This window comes from Sediminibacterium sp. GW821-FHT12F12, from assembly GCF_058806635.1.
This window is the reverse complement of the sequence record NZ_JBXAPW010000015.1, coordinates 1-25,112: the sequence shown is the minus strand read 5'-3', so window position 1 is coordinate 25,112 and position 25,112 is coordinate 1. Positions and strand designations below refer to the sequence as shown.

The 25,112-nt window shown below is 45.5% G+C and carries 25 protein-coding genes; 19 read left to right on the top strand and 6 right to left on the bottom strand.

Features of this window, described 5'->3' with window-relative positions; genetic code table 11:
• From araA to AC1RNB_RS16590, 17 genes are all read left to right on the top strand, one after another.
• Nucleotides 1–1,491: an L-arabinose isomerase gene (gene araA, locus AC1RNB_RS16670; protein WP_493084671.1), complete on the top strand. Its 1,491-nt coding sequence runs from the start codon at nucleotides 1–3 to the stop codon at nucleotides 1,489–1,491.
• A 196-nt stretch (nucleotides 1,492–1,687) separates the two neighbouring features.
• Nucleotides 1,688–3,358 (top strand): sodium:solute symporter family transporter, encoded by a 1,671-nt coding sequence (locus AC1RNB_RS16665; RefSeq protein ID WP_493084669.1) that lies wholly within the window; start codon nucleotides 1,688–1,690, stop codon nucleotides 3,356–3,358.
• A gap of 171 nt (nucleotides 3,359–3,529) precedes the next feature.
• Nucleotides 3,530–4,696 (top strand): mannonate dehydratase, encoded by a 1,167-nt coding sequence (gene uxuA / locus AC1RNB_RS16660; protein ID WP_493084667.1) that lies wholly within the window; start codon nucleotides 3,530–3,532, stop codon nucleotides 4,694–4,696.
• Nucleotides 4,697–4,788: 92 nt separating this feature from the next.
• Complete coding sequence (locus AC1RNB_RS16655) at nucleotides 4,789–5,208, top strand: hypothetical protein (protein WP_493084665.1); 420 nt, start codon at nucleotides 4,789–4,791, stop codon at nucleotides 5,206–5,208.
• Between the two features lie 383 nt (nucleotides 5,209–5,591).
• Nucleotides 5,592–6,359, top strand: coding sequence for a TlpA family protein disulfide reductase (locus AC1RNB_RS16650; RefSeq protein WP_493084664.1), 768 nt, complete (start codon nucleotides 5,592–5,594; stop codon nucleotides 6,357–6,359).
• A 183-nt stretch (nucleotides 6,360–6,542) separates the two neighbouring features.
• Nucleotides 6,543–6,779: a hypothetical protein gene (locus tag AC1RNB_RS16645; protein ID WP_493084662.1), complete on the top strand. Its 237-nt coding sequence runs from the start codon at nucleotides 6,543–6,545 to the stop codon at nucleotides 6,777–6,779.
• Nucleotides 6,780–6,783: 4 nt separating this feature from the next.
• Complete coding sequence (locus AC1RNB_RS16640) at nucleotides 6,784–7,083, top strand: type II toxin-antitoxin system PemK/MazF family toxin (RefSeq protein WP_493084661.1); 300 nt, start codon at nucleotides 6,784–6,786, stop codon at nucleotides 7,081–7,083.
• 214 nt (nucleotides 7,084–7,297) lie between these two features.
• A complete protein-coding gene (rpsA, locus tag AC1RNB_RS16635) occupies nucleotides 7,298–9,199 on the top strand; it encodes a 30S ribosomal protein S1 (protein WP_493084660.1) in 1,902 nt (633 codons plus the stop codon).
• Nucleotides 9,200–9,505: 306 nt separating this feature from the next.
• Nucleotides 9,506–10,333, top strand: a complete 828-nt coding sequence (locus tag AC1RNB_RS16630; protein WP_493084659.1) for an outer membrane protein assembly factor BamD — start codon at nucleotides 9,506–9,508, stop codon at nucleotides 10,331–10,333.
• A complete protein-coding gene (locus AC1RNB_RS16625; protein ID WP_493084657.1) occupies nucleotides 10,302–10,646 on the top strand; it encodes a DNA-directed RNA polymerase subunit omega in 345 nt (114 codons plus the stop codon). Before AC1RNB_RS16630 ends, AC1RNB_RS16625 begins: the two co-directional genes overlap by 32 nt.
• A 114-nt stretch (nucleotides 10,647–10,760) precedes the next feature.
• Nucleotides 10,761–11,960: a bifunctional phosphopantothenoylcysteine decarboxylase/phosphopantothenate--cysteine ligase CoaBC gene (coaBC, locus tag AC1RNB_RS16620; protein ID WP_493084656.1), complete on the top strand. Its 1,200-nt coding sequence runs from the start codon at nucleotides 10,761–10,763 to the stop codon at nucleotides 11,958–11,960.
• Nucleotides 11,950–12,873: a type IX secretion system protein PorD gene (gene porD, locus AC1RNB_RS16615; protein ID WP_493084655.1), complete on the top strand. Its 924-nt coding sequence runs from the start codon at nucleotides 11,950–11,952 to the stop codon at nucleotides 12,871–12,873. The genes coaBC and porD overlap by 11 nt, the downstream gene beginning before the upstream one ends.
• On the top strand, nucleotides 12,870–13,235 hold the full coding sequence (locus AC1RNB_RS16610) for a DUF4296 domain-containing protein (protein ID WP_493084653.1): 366 nt from the start codon (nucleotides 12,870–12,872) through the stop codon (nucleotides 13,233–13,235). Before porD ends, AC1RNB_RS16610 begins: the two co-directional genes overlap by 4 nt.
• 38 nt (nucleotides 13,236–13,273) lie before the next feature.
• On the top strand, nucleotides 13,274–13,975 hold the full coding sequence (locus AC1RNB_RS16605; RefSeq protein ID WP_493084652.1) for a CoA transferase subunit A: 702 nt from the start codon (nucleotides 13,274–13,276) through the stop codon (nucleotides 13,973–13,975).
• Between the two features lie 92 nt (nucleotides 13,976–14,067).
• Nucleotides 14,068–14,724, top strand: coding sequence for a 3-oxoacid CoA-transferase subunit B (locus AC1RNB_RS16600; RefSeq protein WP_493084650.1), 657 nt, complete (start codon nucleotides 14,068–14,070; stop codon nucleotides 14,722–14,724).
• Between the two features lie 141 nt (nucleotides 14,725–14,865).
• Nucleotides 14,866–15,339 (top strand): redoxin domain-containing protein, encoded by a 474-nt coding sequence (locus tag AC1RNB_RS16595; RefSeq protein WP_493084648.1) that lies wholly within the window; start codon nucleotides 14,866–14,868, stop codon nucleotides 15,337–15,339.
• A 105-nt stretch (nucleotides 15,340–15,444) separates the two neighbouring features.
• Complete coding sequence (locus tag AC1RNB_RS16590) at nucleotides 15,445–15,798, top strand: T9SS type A sorting domain-containing protein (protein WP_493084646.1); 354 nt, start codon at nucleotides 15,445–15,447, stop codon at nucleotides 15,796–15,798.
• A gap of 121 nt (nucleotides 15,799–15,919) precedes the next feature.
• Here the strand turns inward: AC1RNB_RS16590 and AC1RNB_RS16585 are convergent, their stop codons facing one another.
• Entirely contained in the window at nucleotides 15,920–17,095 is a 1,176-nt protein-coding gene (locus tag AC1RNB_RS16585) for a class I SAM-dependent rRNA methyltransferase (protein WP_493084645.1), read from the bottom strand.
• A gap of 207 nt (nucleotides 17,096–17,302) precedes the next feature.
• Here AC1RNB_RS16585 and AC1RNB_RS16580 point away from each other — a divergent pair, with 207 nt between their 5' ends.
• Both AC1RNB_RS16580 and dnaJ read left to right on the top strand, forming a co-directional pair.
• Complete coding sequence (locus AC1RNB_RS16580; RefSeq protein WP_493084643.1) at nucleotides 17,303–17,872, top strand: nucleotide exchange factor GrpE; 570 nt, start codon at nucleotides 17,303–17,305, stop codon at nucleotides 17,870–17,872.
• Nucleotides 17,873–17,950: 78 nt separating this feature from the next.
• Complete coding sequence (gene dnaJ, locus AC1RNB_RS16575; RefSeq protein ID WP_493084641.1) at nucleotides 17,951–19,123, top strand: molecular chaperone DnaJ; 1,173 nt, start codon at nucleotides 17,951–17,953, stop codon at nucleotides 19,121–19,123.
• Nucleotides 19,124–19,197: 74 nt separating this feature from the next.
• On the opposite strand, the gene AC1RNB_RS16570 is transcribed toward dnaJ, so the two are convergent.
• From AC1RNB_RS16570 to AC1RNB_RS16550, 5 genes are all read right to left on the bottom strand, one after another.
• Entirely contained in the window at nucleotides 19,198–20,949 is a 1,752-nt protein-coding gene (locus AC1RNB_RS16570) for a vWA domain-containing protein (protein WP_493084639.1), read from the bottom strand.
• A gap of 75 nt (nucleotides 20,950–21,024) precedes the next feature.
• Nucleotides 21,025–21,567, bottom strand: coding sequence for a hypoxanthine phosphoribosyltransferase (hpt, locus tag AC1RNB_RS16565; protein ID WP_493084638.1), 543 nt, complete (start codon nucleotides 21,565–21,567; stop codon nucleotides 21,025–21,027).
• A gap of 34 nt (nucleotides 21,568–21,601) precedes the next feature.
• The gene (locus AC1RNB_RS16560; RefSeq protein ID WP_493084636.1) at nucleotides 21,602–22,687 is read right to left on the bottom strand and encodes a glucosaminidase domain-containing protein; all 1,086 of its coding nucleotides are present in this window, start codon (nucleotides 22,685–22,687) and stop codon (nucleotides 21,602–21,604) included.
• A gap of 1 nt (nucleotide 22,688) precedes the next feature.
• Entirely contained in the window at nucleotides 22,689–23,327 is a 639-nt protein-coding gene (locus AC1RNB_RS16555; RefSeq protein ID WP_493084634.1) for an O-methyltransferase, read from the bottom strand.
• Nucleotides 23,328–23,450: 123 nt separating this feature from the next.
• Nucleotides 23,451–24,905, bottom strand: coding sequence for a sodium:solute symporter (locus AC1RNB_RS16550; protein ID WP_493084632.1), 1,455 nt, complete (start codon nucleotides 24,903–24,905; stop codon nucleotides 23,451–23,453).
• Nucleotides 24,906–25,112: the final 207 nt, after the last annotated feature.

Here is a 25,112-nt window from a genome sequence, read left to right as displayed (position 1 = left end):
ATGATTGACTTACAAAAGAAGGAACTCTGGTTCATAACAGGCAGCCAGCATTTATATGGCGATGAAACCCTGCAGCAGGTGGCGCAGCACTCACAAATCATTGCTGCATCGTTGGATCGTTCTTCGCAGATTGCGGTAAGTGTGGTATATAAACCTACGGTAAAAACAGCCGAGGAAATTCAGGCAGTTTGTATGGAAGCCAACGCCGCTGCCAATTGTATTGGTGTGATTGCCTGGATGCACACTTTCTCCCCGGCTAAAATGTGGATCGGCGGACTTAAGATCCTTACCAAACCCATGCTGCATTTTCATACCCAGTTCAACCGCGATATTCCCTGGGCAACCATTGATATGGATTTCATGAACCTGAACCAATCCGCACATGGTGATCGTGAATTCGGATTTATCATGAGTCGTATGCGCCTTAACCGAAAAGTGGTGGTGGGTTATTGGGAAGATCCGGAATCATTGGGCAAGATCGATGCATGGGCCAGGGCCGCAGCTGCCTGGCATGACTGGCGGTCGGCCAGATTTGTACGCTTTGGCGATAATATGCGCAATGTAGCCGTAACCGAAGGAGATAAAGTTGAGGCGGAGATCAAATTCGGTTATAGTGTAAATACCTATGGGGTAGGAGACCTCGTAAAAGTAGTGAACGCCGTAACCGAACATCGCATAGATCTGTTGGTGGAAGAGTACGAAGATAGTTATGTGCTCGTAGATAGTTTGCTGAAAGGAGGTTCCCAGCATCAATCACTGCGTGAAGCGGCGAGGATTGAACTGGGACTGGAAACCTTTCTGCAGGAAGGAGGCTTCAAAGGGTTTACCGATACATTCGAAGATCTGCACGGCCTGGCACAATTACCCGGTATTGCTGCGCAGCGTTTGATGAAAAAAGGATATGGATTTGCCGGCGAAGGCGATTGGAAAACAACCGCACTGGTGCGCGCCATGAAAGTGATGGGCAGCGGTTTAAAAGGTGGTAACAGTTTTATGGAAGACTATACCTATCATTTTAATCCGGATAACCGCCTGGTTTTGGGAAGCCATATGCTGGAGATCTGCGAAAGTATTGCCGATGCCAAACCCAGCTGCGAGATTCATCCGCTGGGGATTGGCGGTAAGGCAGATCCTGTAAGACTTGTATTCAACTCTGCACCCGGTACCGCACTCAATGCTTCTATCGTAGATATGGGCAACCGTTTCCGTTTACTTGTGAACGAAGTGATTGCGGTAGCTCCCATGCAGAGCATGCCCAAACTGCCGGTGGCCCGGGTATTATGGAAACCCTATCCCAACATGCACACAGGTTGTGCAGCCTGGATCCTGGCGGGCGGTGCACACCATACCTGTTACAGCCAGAACCTCACCAGCGAACATCTCACCGATTTTGCAGAGATGGCCGGCATTGAAATGGTGCTCATTGATAAAGACACCCAGTTGCCGCAACTGAAAAACGAACTCAGATGGAACGAAATGTACTATAAGTGAGGTAGTGAGTGGTGAGTAAGGAGTTGTGAATGGTCAATTGTCAATGGTCAATTCGCAAAAAAACTAACCACTCACCACTCACGACTGACGATTCACGACTGACGATTCACGACTGACGATTCACGACTGACGATTCACGACTGACGATTCACGACTCACGATTCCCCATTGCCCATTCACCAAAACGACTGCCCTTATGAAATCATTGCAAACAGCAGATTACCTGGTTTTCTTCATTTATTTTGTTATTGTAGCTACTTACGGATACTGGGTTTACCGGCGTAAGAAAAAAGCAAGTACTACGGCTTCCCATGATTATTTTCTGGCGGAAGGATCACTTACCTGGTGGGCCATCGGCGCCTCCCTGATCGCTTCCAATATTTCTGCTGAGCAGATGATTGGTATGAGTGGTAATGGATTTAAAATGGGCCTCGCTATTGCCACTTACGAGTGGATGGCCGCTGCCACACTGATGATCGTAGCGATCTTTTTTATCCCGGTATATCTTAAGAATAAGATATACACCATGCCGCAGTTCCTGAACCAGCGTTACAACAGTACGGTGGCCATGATCATGGCAGTGTTCTGGTTATTATTATATGTGGTGGTAAACCTGACATCTATCTTATACCTCGGCGCATTGGCTATTCATGCGATATCCGGTCTGCCGTTATACCTCTGTATGGTATTCCTGGCACTGTTCGCCATCGTGATCACTTTGGGTGGTATGAAAGTGATCGGTTATACAGATGTGATCCAGGTATTTTTTCTGATAGTGGGTGGTCTCGCTACTACCTATCTCGCATTAACACTGGTAGCTGAAAAGTTTGGCGAAACCGGTGTAATGAGCGGACTTAAATTACTCACAGATAAAGCCGATGACCATTTTCACATGATCCTCAAAAAAGACAACCCCAATTTTATCAGCCTGCCCGGATTAACTGTATTATTGGGCGGTATGTGGATCGTGAACCTCAATTATTGGGGATGTAACCAATACATTACCCAACGTGCACTGGGAGCCGATCTGAAAACAGCCAGAACCGGTCTGCTCTTTGCCGCCTTCCTGAAATTGCTGATGCCGGTAATCGTTGTATTGCCCGGTATTGCCGCCTATGTATTATACCAGAACGGCGCTTTCCAGTCGGAGATGATGCTGAATGGCGAAATTGTGCAAGACAATGCATACCCCACCATGCTGAACCTGTTAGGCCCCGGTTTAAAGGGGTTGGCTTTTGCTGCCTTAACCGCAGCCGTTGTGGCTTCACTGGCGGGTAAAGCCAATAGTATCGCCACCATTTTTGCGCTGGATATTTACAAGAAAAAGATCAATCCGGAAGCGGATGAAAAGAAGCTGGTAAATGTTGGAAAAATAGCCGTTGTGCTTTCGCTGATCATTGGTGTGGTAATTGCGCCTTTTATGGGCATTGATAAAAAAGGAGGATTTGAATTCATACAGGAATACACCGGCTTTGTATCGCCGGGCATTTTCGCCATGTTCATTCTGGGGTTCTTCTGGAAAAAAACCACTTCCAATGCGGCACTGTTTGCTACCGTGGGTGGATTCGTGTTCTCTGTATTCTTCAAGTTTCTTCCCAAGATCGCCGATATGGCTTTTCTTGAACCCTATGGCTTCGCCGCCAAAGTGGATGGCGTATACGAAATTCCGTTCCTTGACAGGATGGGTTTTGTATTCGCGATCTGTATCCTCGGTATGTGGATCATCAGCACCATCGATAACAAACGCGGCGTAAAACCCCATGGACTGGAAATAGACAGATCCATGTTCAAACTCCACCCGGCTTTTGCCGTTGGTGCATTGCTGGTTGGGGGAATTTTGACGGCTTTGTATACGATTTTTTGGTAATTGGGGAATAGGTAATTAGGTAAATGGGTAATTGGGGCAGTAGTTAGTGTCATCGGGACGTACTCACTACTCACCACTCACTACCTCCGCCATCGATTTCGCAGATTTACTGAAGCCGGATTGTCGAAATCTGTGACAATACTTTTAGGTTTACAAAAACAAAAGATAGTTATGGCAATGGAACACACGATGCGTTGGTATGGACCGGATGATCCGGTTGATCTTTGGGATATTCGCCAGTCGGGTTGCACCGGCGTGGTAAGTGCTTTGCACCAGATTCCGGTAGGCGAGATCTGGACGGTAGAAGCCATCAACGAACGCAAGGCATTGATTGAAGCGGCGGGTATGACATGGACCGTGATCGAGAGTTTGCCCGTGCATGAAGACATCAAACGCCAATACGGTAATTTCCAGGAATGGATCGAGAAATACAAACTGAGCCTGAAAAATGTGGCTGCCTGTGGGTTGAAAGTGGTTACCTATAATTTCATGCCCATCCTCGATTGGGTAAGAACCGATATCGCCTACGAAATGCCGGACAGAAGCCGTGCCTTATATTTTGAGAAAGCGGCATTCATTGCATTCGATATGCACTTGTTGAAGCGTCCGGGTGCCGAAAAAGATTATACAGCCGAAGAAATAGAAAGAGGCAAACAAAAATTTGCTTCTATGACACAGGAGGAGAAAGACCTGTTAAGTAAAAACACCTTACTGGGGCTGCCGGGCAGCCGCGAGCAGTTTACACCCGAACAGATCTTTGATGCGCTGAAAAAATACGAAGGCATTGATCGAGCCAAACTGAAAGAACACCTGTTCTATTTCCTGCGCGAAGTAGTGCCCGTGGCAGAATCATTGGGATTGGTGATGGCCATTCACCCAGACGATCCCCCATACTCGGTACTGGGTCTGCCCCGTATCATGAGTACCGAAGAAGATGCCAACGATCTGCGCAAAGCTGTAGCATCACCAGCCAACGGATTCTGTTTCTGTACGGGTTCTTTTGGCGTTCGTCCCGATAATGATTTGCCGGGTATGGTACAACGTCTAGGCGATTATATCCATTTTCTCCACCTCAGAAGCACCCGCCGCGATGCGTTCGGTAATTTCTATGAAGCCGATCACCTGGATGGTGATGTAGATATGTATGCCGTGGTGAAAGAGATTGTAAAAGTGCAGAAGAAAAGAGGTATTTCCATTCCCATGCGCCCCGATCATGGCCACCAGATGCTGGATGATCTGAAGAAGTCCGGTGCGTACCCGGGCTACACAGCTATCGGAAGGTTAAGAGGTTTGGCGGAATTGAGGGGACTTGAGCTGGGGGTGGAGAGGAGTCTGTGAATATCGAATATCGAATAAGGAATAACAAATGTCGAAGTATACCACTTCGACATTTGTGTAGGTGGTATATTTGAATAATAACCATAGTAACTATGAAATACCGGTTCAGTAATACCACTAAAATAATTCTAACTATTGGTTGTTTTGTATTGGCTGTGATCGGATTTATGATCAAACTGCCATCTGTTTTCCGGCACATGGATAAGGAACTGCATGCGCTGTTTTACTTTCTGGCAGCGGCTTTCTGCAACTTTTTATTCAACAACAAAAAACTGGCGATTCATATCGGCATCTTTATCGGCCTTTTTTTATTCGGGGCATTCATCGAGTATGCGCAGGCTTATTCAAACAAACTGTTTCACACCAGGATCCATGGCCGTTTCGATCCCGAAGATCTCTGGTTTAATGTGCAGGGACTGCTTGCCTATTCCATTCTCTGGGTGCTGTATGTGCTAGGTTCCTTTCTTTTCGGAAAGAAAGAGGCAGAGCGTGAAAAGAATACCGGAACCTGACCGAAACCAGGCTTCAACCGTGCCTTAGGCCTTGGTGTGAAATTTTTTCTCACACCAAGGCACGGTTACTGAAACCCATCTCTTTTGCTCTTTTTCTTCTGTATTTCTCTTATTGAAATAGCTTCTCTATCAGCCAGATGGCAGGAATGCGGAAAGGTTCAATAAGAGAAAGACAAAAGAAAAGAAGATGACGAATACTGGCAGAGTTTCATAAATAACACTGACTCAATTAGTTGAAAATTAGTTGTTTGTAGGTAGGAGTGTTGCGTATATTTATTGTAGATCGTAATTCAAATAGACAGTTTATTCTAAAAACAATTATGATTAAGTCACGACATTTTTGGATAGCAGCAATAATGGTCGCAGTGGTCCCATTATTATCTATGGATATTATACAGCACTATCTTGACTGGCAAAGTGAAGTAAGAGAGGAATTAATAACTGTAGTACAAAACCTATATTCTCTTGACAAACAAGAAAAGGCCAACATATTGGATAAGGTATTCGAACGAAATCAAAAATTGACCTTTTTAATTTACATCAAATGCTTTGTAATTGTAATTTTATTGCCCTCAAGTTTTTATTTATTTAGGATTTATAACCGGAAACAAAGGCCTACTCTTTTCAAGCCTCTGCTTTCGAGCATAGTTCTTATATTTTGCTTTGGTTTAATAAAAGTGTTCTTAATTAATCGGATAAATTCAAATGATGATATTCGGATTTTGACACTTAGTTCTGACGCTTCGTCTTTGCAGAAATTATACAGTGAGAACTTTAAGGGGAAAGTAGTTTACGTAGATTTTTGGGGGACAACATGCGGTCCTTGTTTACAAGAGTTTAGAGATTTTACTAAGCCATTGAAAGATAAATACAAGAATAGAAATGATATAAGCTATTTGTATATTGCTCAAGGCAATGAGTATATGTGGCATGAACAAATAAAAAAATACAATGTATTGGGGGCCCATCTTTTTGTAATATTAAACCAATATGAAAAATTGTATAGGCAATCGACTCAAGACAGTATAGTTATAATGCCCCATTATTTAATCATAGATAAAAAAGGTAATATAGTGGTGCGGAATGCCAAGCGACCCAGTGATAGAGATTCTTTGTATGCCCAACTGGACAAATATTTATCGAAAAGATAGTGTACTGGATCTCTAAGTTAAACAGCTAGTAATAAACCTGAAGACTTTAATTCTAACCCTGATAAACCCCGCCATACCCCTTCGACATTCGATATTTCCATTATCTGCCCAACCGTATTTTCCTTTTTCACAGGGGCTTATTATCCTATTTAATGTATAACTTTATAAATCTATAAACCTTTTATGACCAGGCAAGCAATCATAGACAGAACCATCAAATTGATCAGCCAACTACCTGAAGACAGGGCAGCGGAGATTTCTGACTTTACTGATTTTGTGATGAAGCGATATGAAGATCAAAAACTCAATCAGGCAGCACAGCAATTAACAGCTGATAGTAAAACCTACGCGTTTCTTGAAACGGAGGAAGATCTCTATCAATTGTCGGATCTAAAAGAGGTCTGCCATACTAAAAGATGACATTGTGCTGGTCACATTTCCATTCACAGATCTAAGTGGTACCAAACTTCGACCTGCTGTCATCTTAAGCGAAACAGCCTTTGACATTACGGTTTGCTTTATTACCACTCAACTACAATGGAAAGAAGCTACCGATCTTTTACTTGATTCAACAACAAAAAATGGATTAAGAAAACCCTCACTTGTCAGGGTAAGTAAAATGGCTACGCTCGATAAATCTTTGGCAAAAGGGCTACTGGGCAAGTTGAATCAAGCCGAACTCGTTGAACTTGACCGACTTTTGCGGATTGTTTTTCAACTGTGAAAATGATTTTAGCACATTTTTGTTCCTGACCAGGGCATTCAAAATCCCCTTCTACTAGTAACATTTCCCGCCAAACAGAATTTCATATTCGATATTTTTATTATACTTGTACCTCAAAATCCCCCATTTTCCCTCAAAAATCCCCTAAAACCCTCCATTTTCCCCTTCCTTTCCCTACCTTTGCAACCCCGAAATAAAACCCTCGGGATATTGTATGAATCTTATTAACAAACAACTAAACGCAGATGCACAGGAGAACACCGCGGCTGAAACAGCACCGGAAGTTACTACTGCGACAACAAATGCACCTGTAGCTGAGCCGGTGATTGAAACCGCTCATGATGATTTTGACTGGAGTATCGACAAACGTAACGTGAGTCATTACGCCGAGACAGAAAGAATGAAATACGATAAAGTGTATGATGACACTTTCGTACAGATCAATGATGGCGAGATCGTAAGAGGTGGGGTAGTTGCTTTAACTAAAACAGATGTGGTTGTAAACATCGGTTTTAAAAGTGATGGCCTGGTTTCTCTGAACGAATTCCGCGATGTACCAGGTCTGAAGATCGGAGATGAAGTGGAAGTGATGGTAGTAGAGAAAGAAGACCGCTCCGGTAACCTGCACCTGAGCCGCAAATCTGCCCGCATTTTCCGTGCATGGGAAAGAATTGTGGAAGTACACAAAACCGGAGAGGTGATTACCGGTACCGTTACCAGCAAAACAAAAGGTGGTCTGATCGTAGACGTGTTCGGAATGGAAACATTCTTACCGGGTTCTCAGATCGATGTGAAGCCTGTAACTGATTACGATCAGTTTGTAGGTAAAACCATGGAATTCAAAGTGGTGAAGATCAACGAAACCATCAAGAATGCCGTTGTATCACACAAAGCCCTGATCGAAAGCGATATCGAAGCACAACGTGCAGAGATCATGAGCAAACTCGAAAAAGGACAGGTACTGGAAGGTGTGGTGAAAAATATCACCGATTTCGGAGCGTTCATGGACCTCGGCGGTCTGGACGGTCTGTTGTACATCACCGATATTTCATGGGGCCGTATCTCTCACCCAAGCGAAGTGGTGAAGATGGACCAGAAATTACAAGTGGTGGTACTGGATTTCGACGACGACAAAAAACGTATCAGCTTAGGTCTGAAACAACTGACCCCGCATCCATGGGATGTGCTGCCTGAAGGTCTGGCAGAAGGTTCTGTTGTAAAAGGCAAAGTAGTAAATATCGAAGATTACGGTGCGTTCCTCGAAATTCAGCCTGGTGTAGAAGGTCTGGTACACGTATCAGAAATCACATGGGCCAATACCCCAATCAATGCGAAGGAATTCTTCAAACTGGGCGACGAGTACGAAGCAAAAGTGGTTACCCTCGATAAAGATTCACGCAAAATGAGCCTGAGCATCAAACAGATGAGCCAGGACCCATGGAATACCATCGAAACCAAATTCCCAGAAGGCAGCAAACACAAAGGACTGGTGAAAAACATTACTCCTTATGGTGTATTTGTTGAACTGGAGCCAGGTATCGGCGGTATGATCCATATCAGCGATTTGAGCTGGTTAAAGCGTTTCAATCACCCAACCGACTATACCAAAGTAGGCGAGCAGATCGATATCATTATCTTAAGTATTGATAAAGAGAACCGCAAACTGCAGTTAGGCCACAAACAACTGGAAGAAGATCCCTGGAATGCGCTGGAAGATACCTTTGCCGTAGGTACCATCCACGAAGGCACTGTTACCCGTAAGGACGACAAAGGAGCCCTGGTTCAGTTACAGTATGGTCTCGAAGGTTTTGCCCCTAACCGTCACCTGAACAAGGAAGATGGCAAACAGGTACAGGCCGACGAAACTGCCCAGTTCATGGTGATCGAGTTCGACCGCAACGAGAAGCGTATCGTGTTAAGTCACGCACGCATCTGGGAGCAGCACGTAGCCGAAACCGTAGCAGCAGAGAAAAAAGAAGCCAAAGCGGAAGCCGATAACACCAAAAAAGCGGTGAAAAATATCCAGGCCAAAGTAGAAAAGGCAACTTTAGGTGATCTGGGTGCTTTAGCCGAGATCAAAGCCAAATTACAGGAAGGAGAAGGAGACGCTAAATAGTCTTTTTCATTCTAAGATAACGAAGGGCTGCCTGTTTGGGCGGCCCTTTGTGTTGGGGAACTGCGAGCTATGAGCTGTGAGCGACGAGCCATGAGCTGGTTTTGCTCGCAGCTCAAAGCTCACCGCTCAGCGCTTTTTGGCGCAGCTCTTCATATTGAGAGGTTATACGCCCCGAGCCATAAGCTGTGTTTACTCGCCGCTCACGGCTCAAAGCTGCCTTTTTGTGTAATTCTTAACGAAATATGCGCCCAAACCCGAAACGGACTTTATAAATTGCCCGCAATTAACTAATTTTGCCAACTTGTTATGAATAGGATCGTTCTGTTATTATTATCGGTAGTGCTGCTTACCTCTTCCTGTTCCAATAAATTTGGAAAGATCATGAAGAGCAAGGATTACGAGTACAAGTACAAAATGGCAGAGCAATACTATGCTAATAAGAACTACGGTTACGCCCAGCAGCTCTTTGAAGATATCTTTCCCTATGTAAAAGGCTCTACGCGTTACGAAGACATGTATTACAAGTTCGCGTACTCTTATTACTACCAGAAAGACTATCTGAATGCAGAGAACCTGTTCAAGAGTTTTGTAGAGAATTTCCCTACCAGTACCAAAGGCGAAGAGTGCGATTATATGCGGGCCTATTGTTATTACAAACAGTCACCCAAGGTAGAGCTGGACCAGACCAATACCAACAAAACCATGCAGCTGATGCAGGCATTCCTCAATACGCATCCCACCTCAACCAGGGCGGCGGAGGCCAGCGAGATCATCGAGAAATGCCGGGAGAAACTGGAACTCAAAGAATTTAAAGGAGCCGAACTGTATTATAACCTCGGATTCTATAAGGCGGCGGCCATTGCCTTCGGAAACGTGTCAGACAATTTTCCGGATTCAAAAAAAGCCGATCAGTATAAGTTACTTGTCATCAAATCATACATCAAGTATGCCGAGATGAGTTATGAAGAAAAACAGAAAGAGCGCTACGAAAAAGTGATCTCTGAATGTAACGACTTCACCGAACGTTTTGCCGACAGCAAATACGCCGAGGAAGTGGGTAAACACAAAACACAAACCAATAACATTTTAAAAAATCTGAAAAATGAGCAAGCTAAGACGGCAAATGAGCGCTAATACCGCCAGTGTGGTAGAAACCAAAAGCCTGATAGATATCAAGAGCAAGACCGGCAACCTCTATGAGTCTATCGCGATTATTGCCAGAAGGGCCAATCAGATCAATATATCCCTGCGGGAAGAACTGCACAACAAACTCGAGGAATTTGCCAGCCATACAGACAGCCTGGAAGAGATCCACGAGAACAAAGAGCAGATCGAGATCTCAAGGGCCTACGAAAAAATGCCTAACCCAGCCATCCTGGCCACCCAGGAATTCATGGAAGGCAAAGTATACCACAGACGTAACGACGACAACGATCTGTTCAGATAAGCCAAGTATTTCCTAAATGATATGAAACGACAGTGATGAACTGTCGTTTTTTGTTATTTTGAGGGAGATTGCCCATTGCCAATTCACCATTGCCCATTGCCAATTCACCAAGCCATGCTTCAGAATAAAAAAATACTCATCGGCATTACCGGCAGCATTGCCGCTTATAAATCCATCCTGCTGGTCAGGTTGCTGGTAAAGCAGGGGGCCGAGGTAAAAGTGATGATGACCCCCGCTGCCAAAGAATTTGTTTCCCCGCTGGTCTTATCCACCTTATCCAAAAATCCGGTGATCGTTGATCTGGCAGCCGGTAATGAATGGGCAAACCATGTAATGCTGGGCCGCTGGGCGGATGTATGTGTGATGGCACCGCTTAGCTGCAATACGCTCGCTAAAATGGCGCATGGCATCTGCGATAACCTGTTGCTGGCGGTTTATCTCTCTGCAACCTGTCCGGTAGTGATGGCACCGGCCATGGATGAAGATATGTGGCAGCATCCCGCTACACAGAAGAATATCGCATTACTTAAAGAATATGGCAACCATCTCATCCCCGTAAACAACGGCGAACTGGCCAGTGGTTTGTTTGGCGAGGGCAGGATGGCCGAGCCGGAAACTATCATCACTTACCTGATCGCTCATTTTTTCAGGGGCGATGAACTGAAAGGGAAAAAAGCCCTGGTAACGGCTGGTCCCACTTATGAAGCCATTGATCCCGTACGTTTTATCGGTAATCACTCTTCCGGCAAAATGGGTTTTGCCCTGGCGGAAGAATTATACCTGCGGGGAGCTGAGGTAGAACTGATCACCGGCCCCACACAGCAAAAGACCGCTTTTGCCGGTATCCAGATTACACGGGTGGTATCCGCAGCAGAGATGTTTGCCGCCAGCATCCTCGCTTTTCCTACGGTGGATATTGCGGTAATGTCTGCCGCCGTGGCGGATTATACGCCCGAACTGGCAGCCACTGAAAAAATCAAAAAACAATCCGGTAATTTAGCATTGGAGCTGGTGCCAACAAAAGATATCCTGCAGCATCTGGGCAGCCAGAAGAAAAGAGGGCAATACCTGGTAGGGTTTGCGCTGGAAACGCAGAACGAGAAAGAGAATGCGAGAAAAAAACTGGTGTCCAAAAATGCAGACTGTATCGTACTCAATTCACTGCGTGATGAAGCCGCAGGATTTGGGGTAGATACCAACAAAATAACCCTGCTGGATAAAGCGGGTACAGAAATGGTGAGTGAGTTGAAATCTAAAAAGGAGATCGCAAAAGATATTGTTTCATTTATAGTAGCCCGAACCCATGCGGAATAAACTGATTTGTTTTTTGGTTGGCTGTTGTTTGTTAACCGCCACGGCTTCCTCGCAGGAACTGCAGGCAAGGGTGAGTGTAGTGGCTTCAAGGGTTAACTCAACCGTTGATAAAAAAATCTTTACCACCCTGCAAACGCAGCTCAATAATTTGCTGAATAACCGTAAATGGACCAACGACGCTTTTCAACCCAACGAAAAGATCGAATGCAGTTTTTTACTGAATATTGAAAGCATAGTGGAAACCAATGTATACAAAGCCACACTTACCATACAGGCGGCCCGGCCGGTTTTCAAAACATCCTATAAAGCGGCGCTCGTGAATTTTATTGATGCCGACGTAACGTTTAAATACCAGGAGTTTCAACCCGTAGAATTCAATGAAAGCCGTGTGCAGGGAACAGATGCAGCGGCGGCAAACTTACCTGCGATACTAGCTTATTATGCCTATATGATCATCGGGCTGGATTATGATTCCTTTTCGCCCAAAGGGGGAGAAGCTTATTACCGCAAAGCACAGAATATCGTAAACAATGCACCCGAGGGAAGGAATGTAACTGGATGGCGGGTTTTTGACGGACAGCGTAACCGTTACTGGTTAAATGAGAACCTGATCAATAACCGGTACAATATCGTACATGATGTGCTGTATGCCTATTACCGCAAGGGACTGGACAATATGTTTGAGTCTGAAGCAGAAGCCCGCAAGAACCTGTTACAGGCATTGATACAGTTACAGGCTTTTAACAAAGAAAACGCGAACACCATGTTCCTGCAGTTTTTTCTGCAGGGTAAGGCGCAGGAACTGATCGGGCTGTTTAAAAAAGGAACCGGGGAGCAGAAATCCCAGGCCGTTGATATTCTTTCGGAGCTGGATGTGATCAATGCATCAAAGTATAAACAGGAATTACGATGAGCAAGTTTTGTCTGGTAGTAATACTGTTGTTCAGTCTCGCAGCCTGCAGATCAAGTTCGTCTAAAGGCGGGATCCTGGTGGCTGATACGATGAAAGTGGTTATGTGGGATATGATGCGGGCCGATGAAGTGTACCTGCGTATGACGGCCAAAGACAGCACTGCTGCCAAACGGAAAGAGAATATCCGCCTGTATGAACAGGTTTTTGCGATACACGACATTACCAAAAAACAATTCGACAGCAGTTACCGTTATTATGCATCACATCCCAGCGATTTTAAACGGTTACTGGATTCACTCGATACCTATGCCACCCGGGAGCGCTCCCGTTTGTTTGAGAAGAAGTATGGTGAGCCCAAATAAGGAATCTTCTCTACCTTTATCCCTGTAACGATTGCCACATGAATAAAGTATTTGCCAATGCCGATGCGGCCATTTACGATATACCCGATGGAGCCACTTTAATGCTGGGCGGATTCGGGTTGAATGGAATTCCCGAAAATGCTATAGCCGCCCTTGTCAAAAAAAGGATCAACAACCTTACCTGTATCTCCAATAATGCAGGGGTAGACGGGTTTGGACTGGGACTCTTATTAGAGACCCGCCAGATCAAAAAAATGATGGCCAGTTATGTAGGAGAGAATGCCGAGTTTGAACGCCAGTTATTAAGCGGCGAACTGGAAGTAGACCTGATTCCCCAGGGCACACTTGCCACCCGCATACAGATGGCCGGCATGGGTATCCCCGCATTTTTTACACCGGCAGGTTATGGAACCGAAATTGCTGCAGGAAAAGAGGTACGCGAGTTCGGCGGGAAGATGTACCTGATGGAACATGCCCTGCACGCACAGTTCTCGCTCGTAAAAGCCTGGAAAGGCGATACCATGGGTAACCTGGTATTCCGTAAAACCACCCGCAATTTCTCTACCTCAATGGCCAAGGCCGGAAACATTACCATTGCCGAAGTAGAACACCTGGTACAACCCGGCGAAATAGACCCGGATGATGTGCATGTAGCAGGCGTATATGTACACCGTATCTTTCAGGGAAGCGGGTATGAGAAAAGGATAGAGCGAAAGACAGTAAGGTTAGAAGGGAATTAAAAATTAGCAATTAAAAATTAAAAATTTTTAGTGCTATCGGTACAATTCCTCTAATCCAATTGTTAATTCTTAATTGCTAATTTTTAATTATCATGTCTTTAGACAAATTCGGCATCGCCAAACGCATTGCGCAGGAATTAAAAGATGGTATGTATGTGAACCTGGGTATCGGTATTCCTACCCTGGTGGCCAATTATATTCCGGAAGGGATGCGTGTGGTGTTTCAGAGTGAGAATGGGATATTGGGTATGGGCCCTTACCCGGTGGAAGCCGAAGTGGATGCAGACCTGATTAATGCAGGAAAAGAAACGGTAACCCTGATACCCGGTGGTGCTTTCTTCGATAGTGCAGAAAGTTTCGGGATGATCCGTGCCGGTAAAATAGACCTGACCGTTTTGGGGGCGATGGAAGTAAGTGAGAAGGGCGATATAGCCAACTGGAAAATTCCGGGAAAGATGGTAAAGGGTATGGGCGGTGCCATGGATCTGGTGGCCAGCGCCAAAAATATCATCGTAGCCATGATGCATACCAACCCGAAAGGGGAGAGTAAACTCTTACCTGCCTGCAGTTTGCCTTTAACGGGCATGGCCTGTGTTAAAAAAATTGTTACCGAACTGGCAGTATTGGATATCACACCGGAGGGCTTCCTGTTACGGGAACGTGCACCGGGGGTATCGGTAGATGAGATCGTTTCCAAAACCCTCGGAAAACTGGTGGTGCCGGATTTTGTACCCGAGATGCATACCTGATAACTTTTCTCTTCCCTTACCCAGCTAAAGAAATGGCTGGACAGATGCCATAAATATCCGTTTCTTTGCGCCGGAGATTAAACAATCCGGATTCCCGCTTGTATTAATGCTACTATCTATTCAAACATAAAAAATAAAACCATGAGTATCCAGACCGGACAACAAGCCCCTGAATTTGCTTTATTTGATACCGACAAAAACAAAGTAAGTCTCGCCGACCAGAAAGGAAGTAATGTAGTTGTACTGTTTTTTCCATTGGCATTTACCGGCGTATGTACCGCTGAACTGTGTAATGTGAGAGATAATATCGCTACCTACAATAATACCAATGCCAAAGTATTTGGTGTGTCTGTAGATTCTTTGTTTTCACTGGGAAAATTCAAGGCAGAGCAGAACCTGAACTTTCCGTTGCTGAGCGATTTTAACAAAGAGGCCGCCAAAGCTTTTGGCGTATTGTACGATACCTTCCCCGCTTTTGAGATGCAGGGTGTAAGCAAACGTGCCGCTTTTGTAATTGATAAAGAAGGTGTTGTACGTTATGCAGAAGTTTGTCCAACCCCCGGCGATCTGCCCGATTTTGCCGCGATCCAGCAAACATTGGCCGGATTGAATTAAAATAACCTGAAAAAATGCCTTTTTGCCCTCCGCAAGAGGGCATTTTTGTTAAAATTACTCCCAAACCCTTGTTAAAACCGGAGAGATTTGGGTAATTTGTAATGTATGCGCAAATTCTACTTAGTGGGTTTGGTGGTCTTTTCACTTTTCAGCAGCAGTTATGCTGGTGAGGAAAAAGTGTATTGGGACTTCACCGATGGCTCTACTCCCAAAATGGCGCATTTTTATCCCAACCCTGCCACCAGTTTTATCAATTTCACTTTTGAGAAAACGGTCGACAAATCCTACACCCTGCAGGTCTATAATTTCATTGGCCGTAAGATGAATGAGTTCCGCATCACCGATGCCAAGATCACCATCAACCTCGACGACAATTATTTCCGCGGCCTCTACATTTATCAACTACGTGACCAGAGTGGGAGAATTGTTGAGTCAGGCAAATTCCAGGTAAACAAATAAAAGATTTGCGGATTTCGGATTCGCGGATTTATTTTCTGTAAACCTCTCTGTTTCTTCCCATCCGTAATTCGCTTTAAAAATCCATTCACTCATTCACTCAATCACTCATTCACTCATTGCTTCATCTATCCGTTACTTCCACGATCAAAAACTTCAGGTAGTTTGTATTCTCCATACCCCAAATAATCGGATGGTCACTGGCCTGTGCCTGAAAAGTTACCTGGCGTATTTTCTTACGGGCATCTTTGGCGGCCTGGTCGATGGTTTGCAGGAACTGTTCGGGCGATACCAGATTGGTGCAGCTGGAAGTAACAAGGAAACCTCCGTTACGAACCAGTTTCATGCCACGGAGATTGATTTCTTTGTAACCGGTTAATGCTTTCTGGATATTCTCCCGGCTCTTGGTAAATGCTGGTGGATCGAGCATCACCACATCATACTGGCGGCCATCTTTGCCCCATTGCTTCAATACATCAAAAGCGTTAACCGCTTCAAATTGACAGATACTGTCCAGTCCGTTCAGTGCCGCATTTTTATTGGCCTGTGTTACGGCTGTTTCAGAAATATCAAGTCCCAGCACAGATTTGGCCCCGTATTGCGCCGCATGAATTTCGAAAGTGCCTGTATAGGTAAAAACACCGAGCACTTCAGCTCCTTTTACAATATGTTGTATGGCCCTGCGGTTATCCTGCTGGTCGAGAAAATAACCGGTTTTCTGACCATTCTCCACATCCACCAGAAATTGTAATCCATTCTCACGGATGAGAATATTGGTATCAAAAGGCGCCGTCAGAAATCCTTTCTGCTGGGGTAAACCCTCCAGCTCCCGAACGGGCACATCGTTTCGTTCATAAATGCCTTTGGGTGAAAAGATGTTTTGTAACGCTTTCACGATGGCCGGTTTCCAGGTATCAATACCGAGGGAAAGGGTCTGGATCACAAAGTAGTCGTTGAATTTATCAATGATCAGGGCCGGCAATCCATCCGCCTCCCCAAAAACCAGCCGGCAGTTCTCGGTATACCCGATCTTTCTCCGGTATTCCCATGCCTGCAGCAGTCTGTTATGGAAGAACTGGTCATCAATGGTCTCACCTTTCCGGGTCAGTAAACGTACCAGGATCTGGGATTTTGGGTTGATATACCCCCTTCCGCAGGGTTTGCCATCCCCATAATACACATCCACGATATCTCCCCCAGCCACTTCGCCGTCGATTCTTTCCACTTCATTTCCATAGATCCAGGGGTGGCCATTGGCTATCCGGGGGGCGATTTTTTTGCGGAGGTATACTTTTGTCATTTGCCAAAGGTAAAGGGTTTGGGGTTTGGGGTTTGGAGTTTGGAGTTTGAGGTTTGGAGTTTGGGGTTTGGGGTTTGTTCCAAAACCGCCAAATAACTCCAAACCTCAAACTCCAAACTCCAAACTTGCCTCTTCTTCTGCCATTTTTTCCCTTTTCTTTGCCCCGGCAATATTTTTGACAGTATTGCTGCACAACGAATATTTACTATGGAAGCGCAAGAAAAGACCCAAAACAACGAAACAAACGACATCATGAGTGAAATGGAAATAAATACTGACGAAAATGCAGCCGGTACCTCGCACCTGAATGAGCCGGTAGCGGAGGAAAACGTTCTGGAGAAACTGGAGGCAGAATTACAGGAACAAAAGGATAAATACCTGCGTCTGATGGCCGAATTCGACAATTTCCGCCGCAGAACCGCCAAAGAGAGGCTGGAGCTGATGCAAACTGCCGGAAAAGAAGTGATTGTTTCGCTGCTGGATGTACTGGATGATTGTGACCGTGCCGAAAAGCAGTTACAGAACTCAGATGATATTGCCCTTCAGAAAGAAGGCATCCAACTGGTGTTTAATAAACTGCGCAGCACCCTGCAGGGTAAGGGTGTGAAAGTGATGGAGAGCATCCATACAGATTTTGATGTAGAGAAACATGAAGCCATTACCGAGATTCCCGCACCGTCCAGCGAACTGCAGGGCAAAGTGATGGATGAAGTGGTGAAAGGATACTATCTCAACGATAAACTGATCCGCTTTGCCAAGGTGGTGGTAGGAAAATAAATGCTGCGAGCCAGGAACCTTTAGCTGCGAGCTGGGTTCTGGTTAAATTGTTTGCTCGCAGTTAAAAGTTAGAAGCAGATGGCTACAAAAAGAGATTTTTACGAAATACTGGGTGTCAGCAAAACGGCTACCGCCGATGAGATCAAAAAAGCTTATCGGAAAGTGGCGATGCAGTATCACCCCGACCGTAATCCCGGCGATAAAGCAGCGGAAGAAAAATTCAAGGAAGCGGCCGAAGCTTACGAAATTCTGAGTAACGAGGATAAAAAAGCCAAGTACGACCGGTACGGACACCAGGCATTTGGTCCGGGTACCAATGGTGGCGGTGGTGCGTACAGTGGTAATATGGATGATATCTTCAGCCAGTTCGGAGATATTTTCGGAGAAGATATGTTTGGCAGCTTCTTCGGAGGCGGAGGTGGTGGACGCAGGGGCGGCGGTGGCCGTGCAGCCCGTGGTCAGCGCGGAAGTAATCTCCGCATCAAACTCAAACTAACATTTGAAGAAATAGCCAAAGGGGTAACCAAGAGCGTGAAAGTGAAAAAACATGTGTCTTGTTCTACCTGTGGTGGCAGTGGCGCCAAAGACAAAAATAGTGTGCAGACCTGTGGTACCTGTAACGGTAGCGGACAGGTAAGAAAAGTAACCAGCACCTTCCTGGGCCAGATGCAAACTGTAAGTACCTGCCCCACCTGTAATGGCGAAGGCACTACCGTAACGGCCAAATGCGGATCCTGTAAAGGAGAGGGCAGGGTGTATGGCGAAGAGACCATCAGCATTGATATCCCGGCCGGTGTGCAGGAAGGTATGCAGTTAAGCATGAGTGGCAAGGGAAATGCAGGCGAAAGAGGCGGTGCTCCGGGCGACCTGATCATACAGATAGAAGAAGAAGCACATGCAGAATTACACAGGGATGGATTGAATGTGGCATATGATCTGCACATCTCCATACCCGATGCGGTATTTGGTACACAGGTAGAAGTACCTACCATTGATGGCCGTGCCAAGATCAAAATTCCGGCAGGAACACAGAGTGGTAAGATCTTCCGCCTGAAAGGAAAAGGATTTCCGGAAGTGCAGGGTTACGCCAAGGGCGACCAACTGATCCAGGTAAATGTGTGGACACCTCAACATGTAACCGCGGATGAAAAAGAAGCCCTCGAAAAAATGAGTAAGAGCGATAATTTTAAACCGCACCCCAGTAAAGGAGATAAGAGTTTCTTCGACAGGGTTCGGGAAGCATTCAGCTAAAACGATTAAAAGAAAAAGGAGCATAACAACTGCTCTTTTTTCTTTGATGAGTATGCCTGGTGCATTAGCAACAATTATTTCTCATTTTTCTTTCGTTTGCCAGGCTGGTATATTTTAATGGCTTTCTCTATCAGCGTCAGTAATTCTACCTGTTGTGGATGTTGAAGATTCACCGCAGACTGTGCCAATGTCCATACATCTTCCGGCAAATAGTTTCTTGTATGGATTGATTTTTTGAGGATGGACCCAAACATGGCTACCGCAGCTGCAAAACGATAAGCAGAATCTGTTGTAGCGATGGGCTGCACCTGTTGCAGTACAGGGAAATTTTGTTTACGGGAACTATCGCTGCCGGGTAAACGATACTGGATATAGGCATTGGCCAACAGCTGTGATCCGGATCCCTGTTTGCCGGGAATGATCTCAAACATAGCCATCAGCGAATGACCGCTGCCTATTTCGCCACCTTCCAGTTCGCTGGTACTGTCTTCGGCAGCATTCAGTTTATTATCAAACCCGATCAGCCTGTATTCTTTGATGGTATTGGGTTGGAAGCTGATCTTGAGAAAAGCATTATTGGCAACTGCATACAGGGTTTGTGTAAATTCTGTTACGAGGGTCTTTTGTGCTTCCTGCAGGTTATCGAGATAGGCAAAATTGCCATTCCCTTTTTTGGCCAGGGCTTCCAGTTTGCTGTCTTTGTAATTACCCATGCCCACACCGAGACAGGTTAAATAAATGCCGGTTTGTTTGTACTCGGTGATCATGTCTTCCAGTGCTGCTTCAGAGGACTGGCCAATATTAAAATCACCATCAGTAGCCAGTATCACGCGGTTATTTCCCTTTTTAATAAAACTTCTTTTAGCCAGTTCATAGGCAATGCGGATGGCTCCTTCGCCCGGCGTATCACCACTGGCTACCAGCGAATCAATGGCTTCTCTGATCTTTTTCTTCTGCACGCCGCTGGTGGGAGGCAGGGCAACGCCTACACCTCCACCGTACGTAACAATGGTGATGGTATCTTTTTCGCGGAGATTATCTGTGAGTAAACTGAAGGCAGCTTGTAAGAGCGGCAACCGGTTGGGTTTATCCATCGAACCGGAGATGTCGATCAGAAAAACCAGGTTGGAAGGCGGGATACTGTCGAGTGCCAGTTTGGGAGCGGTAACATGCAGAAAAAGCAGCTGGTTTTTTTCTTCCCACGGACAACTGGTTAACTGGCTCCGGCAGTTGAAATACCCCTGCTGTTGGGGAGCAGCGGCCTGTGTAAAATCAAAATAGTTCAGCATTTCTTCAATGCGCACCGCATCAATCGGCACCATCATTTCATTGCTTAGGAAACGCCGGATATTACTGTAGGAAGCTTTGTTGATATTCAGCGCAAACCCTGTTTCGGGATATGTATCCGCTTCAATAAAATCATTCTCTACCAGGTTACTGTAACTCTCGCCCAGCACAGAAAAGGAATTGTTTTTTTGCCTTCGGAGATTGGTGGTTAAGGATGCCAGCTTTCTATTGTATAAATGTGCCGTAGTGGGCAGCATCTTCATGAGCAGTGATTGAAACTTACGCGTATCAATTACCACTGTCAGGTCTTCGTATCCATCTCTGCTGATGCGGATCGTATCTGTTATTTTGGAAACGGAGATACCAAACGTGCCGCTGCTGCCACTGTAATAAGGAAAACTGCCTTTGGAAGAGAGATTGATCTTAGCACCCTGCAGCCACTGGCCCCGTTCATTTTTTACCTCACCGCGCAGGTAATACTGTGCCTGTGCAGTGGCAAAAGCAAGCAAACAATAGCAGACCCACCTGACTTTCTTCATTTGTCAACAGGGATTTCTATCAAAATAGGGAAGAATAACGGCAAAACAGCAACCGGGAAAAAGTTTGGCAGAATTTTAAGCTTGTTCGCTTAACTGGTACAGTTCGCGGATATTGCGGCCCAGGCCATCATAGTCCAGTCCATAGCCCAGCACGAATTTATTCGGGATCGTGAAACAGCAATAATCAATATTTACCGGAAAAACAGTGGCATCCGGCTTGTGCAGCAATACAGCTACTTTCAGCGAAGCAGGTTGCTGGTTGCGAAGTTGCGGCAGGAACTCGTTCATGGTTTTACCGGTATCAATAATGTCTTCCAGTATCACTACATGCCGATCGTTGATATCGGTATCCAGCCCGATAGCAGTAACCACCTGCCCGGTAGATTTGGTGCCTTTGTAAGAAGCGAGTTTGATAAAACAGATCTCTGCTTCAATAGTGAGGTATTTGAAGAGATCGGCCGTGAACATAAAGGAACCGTTCAGGATGGCAATGAAGAGAGGTTTCTTACCCGCATAATCTTTGTCCAGCTCGGCCGCCAGTTCCTTCACTTTTTCCAGGATCAGGGTTTCCGGTAAATAGGGAACAAATGTTTTATCGTGAACGGTAATTACTGACATACAGCGGTTTTATAGAGTCATGAAAATATGATCTTTATTTAGGAGTACGGGGTGTAGGTGTTGAACCGGCAGTTACGGGACGAAGATAGATCCTGTCGCCGGCAGTTACTACAGCTGTGCGGGCAAGGTGGTTATATTCTAGCAAACTATCCAGCCGGATGGCTTCCAGCTGGCTGATGCTGTGCAGGGTTTCGCCATCGGCCACCACATGAAAATCTACGGCCCCTCTTTTGGGTTTTCTTTCGATGAATAATAAACGGTTGGTATCGAGTACATCCATTGCCGGAAGATCATTGAATTCGAGCAGTTTGCTTAAAGGGATATCGAATTGATTGGCGAGCGACAAAAGGGAAGTTCCTTCTGCAGCGTACATCACTTTGGTATTGTTGATGGTAAAAATGCCGGTGGGATAACTGATGGCTTTTACAGTAGCAACAGGTGCTGCTGTGTTTTCGGTTTTGTTATCTGCGGTAACCGGTTTTGTGTTCTCAGCAGGTGCTTCTGTCTGTGTTGACTGAAGAGAAGTCGTTTTTTCAGTTACTATCTGTACAGGTTCAGCGGCAGGTGTAACAGCGGTATTCTCTTTTACCTCAGCGGCAGGGGTGGTTCTGCGTGAGAGGGCAGCCAGTGTAAACTGCTGCAGGTTATGTTCGTTGATCAGCTTCAGCAGGCGTTGCGGATAAGTGAGACTGGTAGCATAACCCGCTTTTTTCAATCCATAGGCCCAGCCTTCATAATCGGTAGGATCCAGTGTAAAAAGAAAAGCATAATGCGGACGTGTTTTAAGAAAATCAGAATGATCGCGATAAGATTCTGCGGAGCTGTTATACACCCTGAAACATTCTCCCTTAGCGTCATCATCATGGTAGGTTTTGGCGCCGGTCCATTCTGTTTTGCATTTGATGCCGAAATGGTTATTAGAAGTTTTTACCAGTGCACTTTCGCCGGATTGCGATTCCAGTATTCCCTGTGCCAGTGTAATGGCCGCAGGCACACCGGTACGGATCATCTCTTCGATGGCCAGATCTTTGTAAGCGTTTACATAGGCGGTCACTTTTTCTTTCTGTGCCCGGGCCGTAAAAGCGGTCAGGATACAAAAGAAGAGGATCAGTTTTTTCATGCTATTTCTTTTTGATCAGCAACACCCCGTCCCGGATCGTTAACAGCACCTGTTCTGTGCGGGGGTCTTTGTTTACATGTTCATTAAATGCATCAATGGCTTTGGCATTCTTACCACTGAGTGGTTCCTGCAATACTTCGCCATGAAACAATACATTATCGGCAATGATCAAGGCTCCGGGCTGTAACCGGGGTACCAGCAGCTCATAGTATCCGATATAACCGGTTTTATCCGCATCCAGGAAAACAAGGTCCCAGGAATGCGCCAAATTGGGTATGATATCGCTGGCATTGCCAATGTGCAAATGTATCTGCTTATTCTTTTCCGATTTGCTAAAATTTACCCTGGCTGTAGCAGCATCGGCCTCCCTCAATTCAATCGTGTGTAATTCGCCATTAGCTGCCAGGCCTTCAGCAAGGCAAAGGGCACTATAGCCCGTAAATGTGCCGATTTCCAGTATATACCTGGGCTGCATAAGCGAACTGATCATCGACAAAAACCTGCCCTGTACATGTCCGCTCAGCATATGCGAGAGGGGATGCTCGGCCAAAGTGCGCTGGTTCACCTCCTGCAACAGGGCATCTTCCGGGGAAGTATATTTTGCCGCATAAGCTTCTGCCTGGGGGAGGATGAGTTGCATGGGCAAATATACAGAATGATAGAATGATAGAATGATAGAATGATAGAATGATAGAATGATAGAATGGTTTTTTATTCACTCATTCTATCATGCTATCATTCTATCATTAATCAGGTTCTACGCCTATAGGGATTCCTCCGCAGGTTTTGAGATCAGCCAGAGGCCGGTGAAAGTGATAAGGCCGTTGATGATCAGCAGTTCCAATCCCAGTTCGAAGGAACCGAAGATCTGTTTCTGGAAACGGTCCAGGAAAAAACAGATGATGGGGGAGGCGATACAGACAAAGGGCACCAGTTTATCATTCACTTTTCTTTTCAGCAGGATACCGAAAGTGAAGAGGCCGAGTAGGGGTCCATAGGTAAAAGTGGCCACTTTCAGGATCACACCGATCATGCTGGAATCATTGATCCATTTGAACATCATCACAAATAACAGGAAGATGGCGGCAAATGAAAGGTGTACCCGCTGGCGCATTTTTTTCTTCTGCGCATCTGTGAGGTCATTTCTTCTTTGCATACCAATGATATCGATACAAAAAGTAGAAGTAAGTGCGGTAATGGCACCGTCGGCACTGGGGAACAGGGCCGAGATCAGGGCAATGATAAAGATCACCGACACAAAAGGCGGCATATGCTGCAGCGCAATGGCAGGGAATAATTTATCGCCGGTTACATCCAGGTTCAGCTGCGTTGCGTAGAGGTATAATAAACCACCGAGGAAGAGGAAGATCAGGATCACGATCATCAAAACGATCGACATAGAGATCACATTCTTCTGCGAATCTTTCAGTGTTTTTACAGAGATATTTTTCTGCATCATTTCCTGGTCCATGCCCGTCATGGTAACCGTAATGAACGCACCCGCCAGGATCTGTTTCACAAAAAAGAGTTTGCTGTTAGGGTCTGTAAAAAAGATCTTGGAATACCCTTTTTCGCCCATGGCCTGCAGGCTTTCTGTAAAGCCCATGTTCATATTGCTGAGAATGTATACCACACAGATGATCAAACCCAGTAACATGCAGGTGGTTTGCAGGGTATCGGTCCAGACAATGGTTTTTACACCCCCTTCATACGTGTACAGCAGAATCATCACGAGAATGATCAGCGTAGTAGCCCAGAAGGGTACATGAAAACTATTGAGGATGGCTTCCTGCAGAATATTTACTACCAGGTACAAACGCGCCGTGGCACCGAGAATACGGGATAAGATAAAAAAGCCTGCACCGGTTTTATAGGAAGTAAATCCTAGGCGGTTGTGCAGGTAATTATAGATGGAAGTGAGATTGAGCTTATAGTATAAAGGCAGCAGCACATAGGCAATTACAAGGTAACCGAGCAGATAGCCCAGTGTGATCTGGAAATAAGCAAAAGATTCTTTGGCCACGGCGCCGGGTACACTCACAAAGGTAACACCACTCAAAGAGGTACCTACCATACCGAATGCCACCAGCATCCAGTTACTGCTTTTGTTGCCGATGAAAAAAGATTCATTGGTGCTGTTTTTACCGGTATACCAGGCTACACCCAGCAAAACGAGAAAATAGGCAATAACAAAGGAAAAAAGCAGTAATGGCGACATATGGGGGACGATTAAATGATGAGCAAACGAAAACGGAAAGTAGTAAAAATATTTAACCTGTTGTACTATAAAAAATCATCCTGCTAGTAGGGTGCTCTTGATCGCTCGCGGTCCCGCCATCGGCGGGAGCCCCGTCCGCCTAAGAAGCTGTTTAAAATTTACCATAAACTGTTGAGCATTTGTCGTATTGCAGATAGCTCTATAACT